Annotated in this window: 10 protein-coding genes; 4 read left to right on the top strand and 6 right to left on the bottom strand. The window is 57.0% G+C overall.

The window, feature by feature from the left end:
* The 6 genes from J4G14_13845 to J4G14_13820 all read right to left on the bottom strand — a co-directional run.
* The coding region (locus J4G14_13845; GenBank protein ID MCE2458872.1) for an acyl-CoA dehydrogenase family protein at positions 1-524 on the bottom strand (524 nt) is incomplete at its 3' end.
* Positions 525-575: 51 nt separating this feature from the next.
* On the bottom strand, positions 576-1,205 hold the full coding sequence (locus J4G14_13840; protein ID MCE2458871.1) for a DedA family protein: 630 nt from the start codon (positions 1,203-1,205) through the stop codon (positions 576-578).
* Positions 1,206-1,240: 35 nt separating this feature from the next.
* Positions 1,241-2,296, bottom strand: coding sequence for a 2-dehydropantoate 2-reductase (locus J4G14_13835; GenBank protein ID MCE2458870.1), 1,056 nt, complete (start codon positions 2,294-2,296; stop codon positions 1,241-1,243).
* Between the two features lie 21 nt (positions 2,297-2,317).
* Entirely contained in the window at positions 2,318-3,454 is a 1,137-nt protein-coding gene (locus J4G14_13830; GenBank protein MCE2458869.1) for a biotin-dependent carboxyltransferase family protein, read from the bottom strand.
* A complete protein-coding gene (gene pxpB / locus J4G14_13825; protein MCE2458868.1) occupies positions 3,451-4,167 on the bottom strand; it encodes a 5-oxoprolinase subunit PxpB in 717 nt (238 codons plus the stop codon). The genes J4G14_13830 and pxpB overlap by 4 nt, the downstream gene beginning before the upstream one ends.
* A gap of 41 nt (positions 4,168-4,208) precedes the next feature.
* Positions 4,209-4,973 (bottom strand): LamB/YcsF family protein, encoded by a 765-nt coding sequence (locus J4G14_13820; GenBank protein MCE2458867.1) that lies wholly within the window; start codon positions 4,971-4,973, stop codon positions 4,209-4,211.
* A 322-nt stretch (positions 4,974-5,295) separates the two neighbouring features.
* On the opposite strand from J4G14_13820, the gene J4G14_13815 reads away from it, so the two are divergent.
* The 4 genes from J4G14_13815 to J4G14_13800 all read left to right on the top strand — a co-directional run bounded on the left by J4G14_13815 (position 5,296) and on the right by J4G14_13800 (position 9,313).
* On the top strand, positions 5,296-6,204 hold the full coding sequence (locus J4G14_13815) for a LysR family transcriptional regulator (protein MCE2458866.1): 909 nt from the start codon (positions 5,296-5,298) through the stop codon (positions 6,202-6,204).
* Positions 6,205-6,515: 311 nt separating this feature from the next.
* Positions 6,516-7,358, top strand: coding sequence for a hypothetical protein (locus tag J4G14_13810; protein ID MCE2458865.1), 843 nt, complete (start codon positions 6,516-6,518; stop codon positions 7,356-7,358).
* A gap of 102 nt (positions 7,359-7,460) precedes the next feature.
* Positions 7,461-8,411 carry an ABC transporter permease gene (locus tag J4G14_13805; GenBank protein MCE2458864.1) on the top strand — a complete coding sequence of 317 codons (951 nt, stop codon included), beginning with the start codon at positions 7,461-7,463 and terminating at the stop codon, positions 8,409-8,411.
* Positions 8,411-9,313 carry an ABC transporter permease gene (locus tag J4G14_13800; protein MCE2458863.1) on the top strand — a complete coding sequence of 301 codons (903 nt, stop codon included), beginning with the start codon at positions 8,411-8,413 and terminating at the stop codon, positions 9,311-9,313. Before J4G14_13805 ends, J4G14_13800 begins: the two co-directional genes overlap by 1 nt.
* The last annotated feature ends 253 nt before the right edge of the window (positions 9,314-9,566 follow it).

Genomic DNA, 9,566 nt, shown 5'->3' with positions numbered 1-9,566 from the left:
AGCCAGCCCCAGTCAGCGAAGTGTGCGCTCGACGTCCATATCTTCTGACCATTGAGCACGAAATCGTCGCCGTCTCTAACAGCCGACGTCTGAAGCGAAGCAAGGTCAGAGCCCGACCCCGGCTCGCTGTAGAGTGTGCACCAGTAACGCTCGGCGTTGGCGATTGGCGGCAGGTGTTCCCTCTTCTGGTCATCTGTCCCGGCGAGCATCAGAACCGGTCCGACCCAGGAGATGGCACCAGTCCCCAGCTCAGTACCGGGAACGTTCAGGTAGGACATCTCCTCGTTGTAGATGACCTGCTCCATGATGGACCGGCCCTGACCACCGTACTCTTCGGGCCAGGCGAGAGTCAGCCACCCCTTGTCAGCCAGCCGCCTCGACATGCCGCGCGAAAACGCCTGTTGCTCCTCCGCAGATTGTCCCGGCTTCCCCAGTGGATCCCATTCTTCGGGCAGTTCTTCCTTGAGAAAGTCGCGGATCTCCTGCCGGAAGCCCTCTTCCTGTTGGGTGAATGTAATGTTCAATTCTGGCCTCCGTGGCAGCGATCGAGTGTCGCTTGAAAGGGTAGCCGTAGTCTAGGAATCTACCGTTTGGGTGTCAATCTTACCGCGTCCGCCCGACATCCATGCTCTGTAGGCCAGATAGCTCACTACCATGAAGACTATCCCCAGACCTCCACCGATCGTCAGAAGCTCGAAGTTGCCCTCGATGAACTCCTGAATAGCCTCGCCGAACAGGAATACCAGCACGCCTATCGTCATAAGGCGTGCGCCCCGTCCGATCAGGGACGCAATCAGGAACGGCCGAACGGGGAGCGCCATGACGCCTGCCAGTATTGCGAATACCTTGTATGGGATGGGTGTGATCGCCGCCAGGATGATCGTCCAAACGCCGTACTTGTTGAAAAGCTCTTCCGCTCGTTCGATCTTGTGCTCTGCCACAAGTCGGTGCAGCAGAGGTCTGCCTACCTTTCGACCCAGCCAGTATCCGGCGTATGCACCTGCGACAGAGGTAGCAGTGGCCAATAGGGCCACCCAGATCGCAGAGCCCGGGTTCGCCACTCCCACAGCGATCAGTAGCGGGTCCGGAGGGATCGGAAAGAATATGGAATCGCTGAACGCCACCAGCGCTAACAGTACTATTGCCCAGTCACTGTCAGCGGCCTGCAGAGTCCAGTCCGTTAGCTCGTGGTATAGCTCACGCAATTCGACGAGCTACCTCGTGTACATGGATAGATGAATCAGGCAAGGCCGGCCAGGCTCAGGACGCGATGCACGTTTTCGGAACTTGGAGCGCGTTCTCCAGATTGCACTTCCTGGACCACCTGCACGATGGCGGCGTTGATGGGAGTTGGCACTCCAACGCGGCGTCCCTCATCGACTATGAAACCATTCATGAACTCGATCTCGGTGCGCCGACCCTTCTCGACGTCCTGTCCCATTGAAGACTTCCAGTCTGCGCCGCCACCTGACGGTTGGAACATTGAATCCAATTCCTCAAACACCTCGCCGTCGTCTGCCTTCGCGTACGTCTCTGCCGACACGCCCTTGATTGGTTCAACTTCGTAGTTCTGGGCAAGCGCGACCTGGCAGGACTCTTTGCAGATGTTGATCTGAATCCGACGCGCCTCCGGCATAGATGCGACGCCCTCGGCTCCTAGCCCCGTCATAGCTCCAACTGGGTTGCCTGACGAGTTGGTGGTCAGCTTTGACCACCTCTCGCCCCACAGGTTCGACGTAGCCTTTGCGTCATCGACGCACATCAGTATGTCGGCGAGTTCCTCGACTCTTGGCGTGATTCGCCCGTGAAGTTCTCCGACACGGAACACCACGTGCCCGCGACCTCGTCCCGGGGGGCCGCCTCGCGTAACGTGCCCGGGCTCCCATAGAGCGACCGTAATGCTCGACATGATGCAGCCGACGGCCCTGTTGTACCCGACTATAGATGCGACCAACCTGTCGTTCATGCAGTTCTGCGACGACACGATCACTCCGTCATCCTTCACCAGCCTCTTGAGGAAATGAGCGGACCACTCGGTGTCGTAGCTCTTCATGGCCAGGAAGCCGATATCGAACTCGCCCTGCAGTTGAAGAGCGTCGGACAGGTGATGCGCGTTAACGTCGACAGTGAAGTCGTCCTGAGTGCCAGAGGCCCTCAGCCCGTTCTTTCTCATCGTCTCCACGTGCTCGCCCCACATGTCAACAAACGTGACGTCGTGGCCCTCCCTGGTCATGTACGCTCCGAGGTAGCTCCCCGCTGCGCCTGCTCCGAAAATCACGATCCGCTTGTCGGTCATATCTACTCCCTCAGCCTTATGCTACTGGAACGCTGTAGTGAGTTCGAATTCGAACTCTTCACCATCTGCAATCGTCGATATCGTGCGCGTGGATGTTCTGGATCCTGTCACGTCTGGGACGGCGATTCTGCCGCCGCTCTCGTCAACTACCCGAACTTCGCTGCCTTCAGACCTGACCGAGACAGCACCTGTCAGGTCCAGATCCACGTGGGACTTGATCTCCCGAATCATCGATTCCTGCTCGCGCTGCGCCTCGTGGGCCTCTTCGACAGAAACCGCCGTGAAACGGACCTTCGCACCTGGCAGCGCCTGCGAAAGCAGTCCAATGTCCGGTGCAATAACAGTGGCGATCTTCGTGTAACCGCCCGTGGTGCCCCTGTCGGCGAGCAGAATGATCGGCTGCCCGCTGCCGGGTACCTGTACAGAACCCAGGGCGGTGCCGTCAGAAACTATGTCAGGTCCACGTTCATGGGTTATCTCCGCACCTTCCAGCCGGTAGCCCATCCTGTCGGAGTCTACGCTGACCGTGTACTCGGACGTCAGCATTGTATCTATGCCAGTCTGAGTGAATTCGCCATCCTGTGGGCCCAACACCACCCTGATCTGAAACTCCTGCCCGAACGTGGGCTGTCTGCTGATTCCAGCCGGCAGGCCTCTTTGAGACCAGTCCGCCACATGGGGAGAGTCTCCCACTGGCAGCGAGTCTCCATCTTGGAGAGGCCGTCCTTCGAATCCTCCGAACACACCTTTGAGGTCCGTAGACCTACTGTTCATCACTGGTGGGACATCTATTCCCCCGGCAATAGCGAGGTAGGCGCGCAAGCCGTCTGAAGCCGCACCGATGCTCAAGATTGAGCCCGCGGAGACCTCTACCGACTCCCACGTTCGCACTTCGCGACCATCAAGGTCGATCTTGAAGTCCGCTCCGACCAGGGCAACTACGCTGTCTGAAATGAACCTGATCGTAGGTCCCAGGGCCGTAATCTCCAGGCAGGCTTCGCCTTCGGGATTGCCGACCAGCACGTTTGCGATACGAAGCGACACGGGATCAAGTGCGCCGCAAACGGGAATTCCATATCGCTGGTATCCTCTCCGCCCAAGGTCCTGGACCGTCGTCAGCAGACCAGCCGAAATCAGTTCGATAGACTGGCTGCTCATCGTCCGACCCTCGTTATGGCTGAGTAGGTACCTTCCTTGACTTGCCGGTCTATGTCATCATACGCGGCTTCGTCATCCAGGGGCACGAATCTCACCCTATCTCCTGCATTTATAACGGTCGGAGGGCTCGCAAGTGGATCGAACAGCCTGAGAGGAGATCGACCTATTAGCCTCCAGCCACCCGGACTTGCAACGGGATAGACACCAGTCTGCGTCTCAGCAATCCCAACAGAACCGGCCGGAATTAGTGTGCGGGGTGACGGGAGCCGGGGCGTGTGCAGCCTCATGTCCAGCCCGCCCAGGTATGGGAATCCAGGACTGAACCCCATTGTATAGACCAGGTAGTCGGTGCCAGAGTGCAGCGCGATGACCTCCGACTCCGCCATCCCTGCGTTCTGGGCCACGAATTCCAGGTCTGGCCCGTGCTCGCCCCCGTAAAGGGTAGGTATCTCGACTATCCGGAATTCGTCCCGAATTTCGTCGGCGACAATCGCCAGCCCGGATATTTGCTCCTGGAGCTCATGTAGCGACACTTCCAGCGGATCGTAATAGACGAGAAGCGAGCGGTAAGTCGGCACCATCTCAAGTACGCCATCGATGTCAGATGCATCAATGGCAGCGGCCGCCCTGTGCACCAGCGCATTGATCTCCGGGTCAATGACCGACCCGAATTCGACCACGACAGCCTGGTCCCCCGCAGGAAGAAACCGGATGTCTCGCTTGGATGAGGCGTCGCCGTTAAGCTCCGAGGTCACTACACCAGCTCGGCAAGGGGCTTGATCAGTACGCCCTCGGACTCCAGTGCCTCTTTGAGGGCCTTGGCCATTTCAACGGCCCCAGGAGTATCGCCATGCAGGCACAGGCTGTCCGCCTCGACATCGATGATGTCTCCATTGATGGCGCGCGCAGTTCCTTCGGTAACCATCTGAAGGCTGCGCTCTACAACTTCAGAGGTGTCGTGGATCACGGAACCGGGTTGGGATCTGGATACCAGCGTTCCATCAGGATTCAGAGCTCGGTCGGCGAATATCTCGCGCCCGACTCGAAGGCCCATTTCCTGGGCAATCCCAATCCATGAAGAGCCAGCAAGCGCCAGGAGCGCGACATCCTCGTCCACTTCGAGCACCGCATCGCAGATCGCTCTCGCCAGGGTCTCGTCGTCGACTGCCATGTTGTACATGGCGCCGTGCGGCTTGACGTGCTGGAGCTTGCCCGCGCTGGTGAACGCCTGGAGCGCACCCATCTGGTAGATGACGTCATTGCGCGCCTCGTCAGGGGATACGATCATGTTCCGCCTGCCGAATCCGGCGAGGTCGGGAAAGCTCGGATGCGCTCCGATGGCCACTCCTTGCTCTTCCGCCAGTGCCACTGTCGTGCGCATCCAGGTGGGATCGCCCGCATGAAATCCGCACGCGATGTTGGCGGATGTGATGTACTTGATGACTTCTTCATCCAATCCCATCTTGTACATGCCGAAACTCTCGCCCATGTCGCAGTTGAAGTCTATCTGGCTTCCCATAAACACCTCGCAGGGGTAACTCATTGGAATTCCGCGTGCCAATTATATCCGTCCCCCTCACGCGTTCTCAATCGGATGGACTCAGGTATGTTACGAGCTTGAGTTTCCTATGGTCCGTTCCTACTATGCAATGTAAAGCTTGACGAAATAGACAAAACCAGTTATCTATGTATGACGTATATATTATAAACCACTACACATGTAACGGGCACAGAAAGGTTCTTTCGTCTTTCAGTGACTGGCCCGCTTTGATCAGCAAAACGGATCAACACGGTGTACAATAGTGGGTAAACCACAAGTAGGACGGGAATGATCGACAATTATGTCTGAGATCAACTTCCATCGCCTATTCATCTTTCACACAGTCGCAAGGCTTGGCAGTTTTACGCGGGCCGCCAGCGAGCTGGGCATCAGTCAGCCTGCGGTTTCGATTCAAGTGAAAGAGCTTGAACGCAGTCTTGATACGACTCTGCTAATCAGGATGCGCTCCGGAGTCAGTCTCACCGATACTGGTGAGACTGTCTACGACTACACGCGTCGAATCTTCACTCTGGCTGACGAGATGACTAATGCCATCCAGGATCTCACAGGTCTTGAGTCAGGTAGGTTGACAATAGGGTCCTCGACGACTCCTGGCGAGTATATTCTCCCATTTGCGATTGGTAAGTTCCGAGAGCGCTATCCAAAGGTGGAGGTGTCGCTGGCGATTTCCAACACCAGGAACGTCATCGATCAGATACTCAGCCGTGAATTGGACCTCGGCATGGCCGGCGCACCTGTCGACATCAGGGGACTGGCGTCTTTCTTATACGTGAATGACGAGGTTGTGCTGGTCACTGCGCCAACTCACCCGCTTGCCCGCCGCCGCAGCCTGAAGGTCCAGGATGTAGTTGATGAGGCTTTCCTCATGCGAGAGACGGGTTCCGCAACCCGGCGCGCCGCTGAGGAACATTTCTCGTCCATGGGTGCCCGGGTCCGTGTGGTCATGGAGCTTGGCAGTAACGAGGCCGTCAAGAGGGCGGCGTCAGCTGAGCTTGGAGTCGGAGTGGTGTCGAAATTCTCCGTCGGCCCGGATGTCGCTGCAGGCTACCTGAAGGTGCTCTCGGTCCAGGGCTGGAGATGTGAACGACCCCTGACTGTCTTCTACCGGGATGACACTCACATTTCGGCGGTCCAGCGCGCGTTCCTCTCCGTGCTGAGGGTAGACAAACCCCTCCCGCCAGCTATCTGATCAGCCCCGTCCCTCAAACGCGATCGTCTCCATGAGGTCAGATCGCCAGTCTCCATCATAAGGCTACTCACGCCCTCATCCTGACTGTGCCACCAGTCAATATGCGCTGGTTGACAAAGAAAAAGGGCTGCGATAGTCTAGCCCCGCCTTGGTAAGTGAACGACGATTCACTTAATTTCCCTCATACGTTTGGTCATTAAGTGTCGTCAGTGTCGGCCTTAACGCGCAGTGCCCTGTGGACAACTCTACAACGGCATGACGATCCGACCTAGGTCCCCTTGACAGGAACGATTTTTGGTATGAGGTGGCGAGTGAAGCGTATTCTCTGCCTGACTCAAGTAGCTACCCTCGCAATCGCCGCCTTGCTGCTGATCGGGTGTGGTTCCGACTCTTCTCCTGCCTCTGATCAGGAGGATGGCTCGTCCGGTTCTGCCCAATCTCAGGGCACGCAGGCAGTGCAGCCACAGGAGCTTGTCCCTCCGCCTGACACCGGTGCCCGCATTGCGATTACTGCAAGCGAACCTCAAGTGTTCGAGGGGCAGGGCAGCGCCTTCACTAATCGCTTCGACATTACCGACGGCATCCTGTACTTGACGGCTACCCATCAGGGAGGGTCTGACTTCGAAGTTCTGATTCTCACTGACTGGCACTTGCAGAGTCAGTCTGCAACGGGTGCGCTGCACTCTGGCACAGGCAGTCCCAGAGGTCTGGTCACCAGCATCGAGACATCTGGTTCTTACGACGGAATCAGAGCCCACCAGGTGAGCCCTGCTCAGCTATTCGGTCTAACACCCGGCACCTACCTTATGCAGGTAACTGCAGATGGGGCTTGGAAGATTGAGCTAACCCAGCCTGTTTGGGACAGTGGTGACGCGCCCCCGTTCAACTGGTCCGGGTCGGGTGATGACGTCAAAGGACCTATCGACTTGGGTCAAGGCACAAGGTCAGTGGAGGTCACGCATGAGGGTTCGTCCAGCTTTGTGATCGATCTTGTAAAGGCGGACGGAACCCTGGCGGAAAACCTCGTAAACGGCACTGGTCCATATGACGGTTCTACAGAAGTCAAGATCCACCCCATCATCGGGCTGACCCCTGATATCTATGGATTGATAATAAAGGCCGACGGAGCCTGGACAGTCGATTTCGGAGAGTAGTAGCAGGGACGCATATTTCAAACTAGAGCAGTAGCTAACATCAACTATCGAGTAACCACGGAGACCAGGCGCTAGAGACAACCGGACCGGAGAGCTTAGCGAATGACCGGATACATCATCAGGCGCACCTTGTCGACCATCCCCGTAATCTTGGTTGTCGCACTCGTTGTCTTCGCTATTCTGCGTCTCGCCCCAGGGGACCCCGCCGCAATCCTGGCGGGAACTGGCGGAGCAGAAGTAGATCCCGCGGTAGTTGAGAAGATCCGGAAGCAGCTGGGGCTGGACCAGCCGTTGCATGTTCAGCTATATCGGTACTTCAGTGACCTGGCAAGGGGAGACCTGGGTCAATCGCTACTCTCCAAGCACAACGTCTCTGACCTCATAAGGGCGAGGGTGGTACCAACACTCTCGCTCACGATTATGACCGAGCTAATTGCCTTGGTTTTGGCAATTCCTTTGGGAGTGCTGGCCGCCTGGAAGGCCGACTCTTGGATTGACCGCACTGTCATGGTCATTGCCACTCTTGGATTCTCGATGCCCGTCTTCTGGCTGGGTTTCTTGATGATCTTCTTCTTCGCCGTCCAATTGGACTTCTTTCCCGCTGCCGGCTACAGCCCGCCTTCTGAGGGGATCGGCCCGTTTCTACACAGGCTGATAATGCCGGCTTTCGCCACCGGGGTCATAGTAATGGCGTTGATTACGAGGATGACGCGCGCGACCATGCTGGAGACTTTAAGGGAAGACTACGTTCGCACTGCCAGGGCGAAGGGCCTGACAGAACGCACTGTTCTCATTCGCCACGCGCTGAGAAACGCCGCACTTCCCATCGTAACGGTAATTGGACTTGGATTCGCCGCTCTCCTAAGCGGCCTGGTTGTCACTGAAAGTGTGTTTGCGGTCCCTGGTCTGGGGCGTCTGCTACTAAACGCCATCCTCGCCAGGGACTATCCCATTATCCAGGGCACGATTCTGCTGATCTCAGGTGTCTACGTGATCATCAACTTGTTCATTGACATTTCATACGCATACTTCGATCCAAGGATCAGGTACTGATGGCATCACAATCTGGGAGAGCTGCCCTGGGGAGCGGTCGCACACGCGCTGAGACAGTAGGTGCTCTGGTCCGTTCTACATTGAGGGCCATGAGACGAAATCCGACGATGGCAGCCGGGATCGCGATTGTTGTCGTGATGGCGCTGATGGCCATTTTCGCTCCACTTCTGTTCACAGGCGATCCCAGTGCTGTTGCACCGCGGGAAAGGTTCACACCACCATCGTCTGGCAACTGGTTCGGAACAGACAATATAGGAAGAGACCTTTGGAGTCGTGTGCTCTTTGGAAGCCGTGTCTCGATGACCGTGGGTGCGGCCGTAGCCGTGATCTCTGTCCTCTCGTCAATCGTGTTTGGACTTCTTGCCGGCTACTACAGACGTCTGGATGCTGTCATCATGCGATTCATGGATGGTCTCATGGCGATCCCGTCCGTTCTGCTGGCCATGGCGCTTATGGCGCTACTGGGCGGCAGTGTGCAGAACGTCATCATCGCGCTCTGTGTGGTCGAGACTCCAAGGGCTGTGCGTATTGTGCGGGCCTCCGTGCTGAGTATCCGGGAAGAGATGTTTGTGGATGCCGCTCACGCACTTGGAGTCCCTCCTCCACGCATCCTCAGGACACACATTCTGCCCAATACATTTGCCCCTCTCATCGTGCAGGCCTCATTTATTGCGGCCTCCGCGGTTCTAGTAGAGGCGTACCTGAGCTTCGTAGGCGCAGGACCTCCGCCTGAAGTCCCAAGCTGGGGCAACATCATGGCGGAGGGCCGACACTACATTTCCAGGTTTGTGTGGATGATCGTCTTCCCGGGCATCTTCCTCACCCTGACTGTCCTTGGCATCAACCTTGCGGGTGATGGACTAAGAGACAGTCTGGATCCCAAGTTGCGGAGTCGCATGTAGCAGGATGATAGGAACATCCACTTCCTAAAGGTAGGTAACTCAGATAAATCGCGATAGTGACCGGATAGCAAGTCGGAATAGTGACAGGACTAGCGAAAGGGAGGAGCGATGTTTAAGTTAAGACTTGGTTTGATGGGGGTTGCATTACTGGCCCTGTCAGCACTGTTGGTGGCCTGCTCCAGCTCGGAAGCGCCAGCGCCACCGACCCCCACACCAATAAACGTAGCTGAGATCATTCAGCAGACCATGCAGG

It is taken from the genome of Dehalococcoidia bacterium, from assembly GCA_021295915.1.
Taxonomy (GTDB): Bacteria; Chloroflexota; Dehalococcoidia; order Lucifugimonadales; family UBA1123; genus VXRN01.
The sequence above is the reverse complement of the archived record's forward strand: the minus strand, read 5'-3'. Positions and strand labels throughout refer to the sequence as shown.

Bases quoted from the DNA above. Each gene is read 5' to 3' on its own strand.
- J4G14_13830 (MCE2458869.1), bottom strand. From the start codon at position 3,454: ATGAGCAGCCAGTCTATCGAACTGATTTCGGCTGGTCTGCTGACGACG.
- J4G14_13835 (MCE2458870.1), bottom strand. From the start codon at position 2,296: ATGACCGACAAGCGGATCGTGATTTTCGGAGCAGGCGCAGCGGGGAGC.
- J4G14_13805 (MCE2458864.1), top strand. From the start codon at position 7,461: ATGACCGGATACATCATCAGGCGCACCTTGTCGACCATCCCCGTAATC.
- J4G14_13820 (MCE2458867.1), bottom strand. From the start codon at position 4,973: ATGGGAAGCCAGATAGACTTCAACTGCGACATGGGCGAGAGTTTCGGC.
- J4G14_13815 (MCE2458866.1), top strand. From the start codon at position 5,296: ATGTCTGAGATCAACTTCCATCGCCTATTCATCTTTCACACAGTCGCA.
- J4G14_13800 (MCE2458863.1), top strand. From the start codon at position 8,411: ATGGCATCACAATCTGGGAGAGCTGCCCTGGGGAGCGGTCGCACACGC.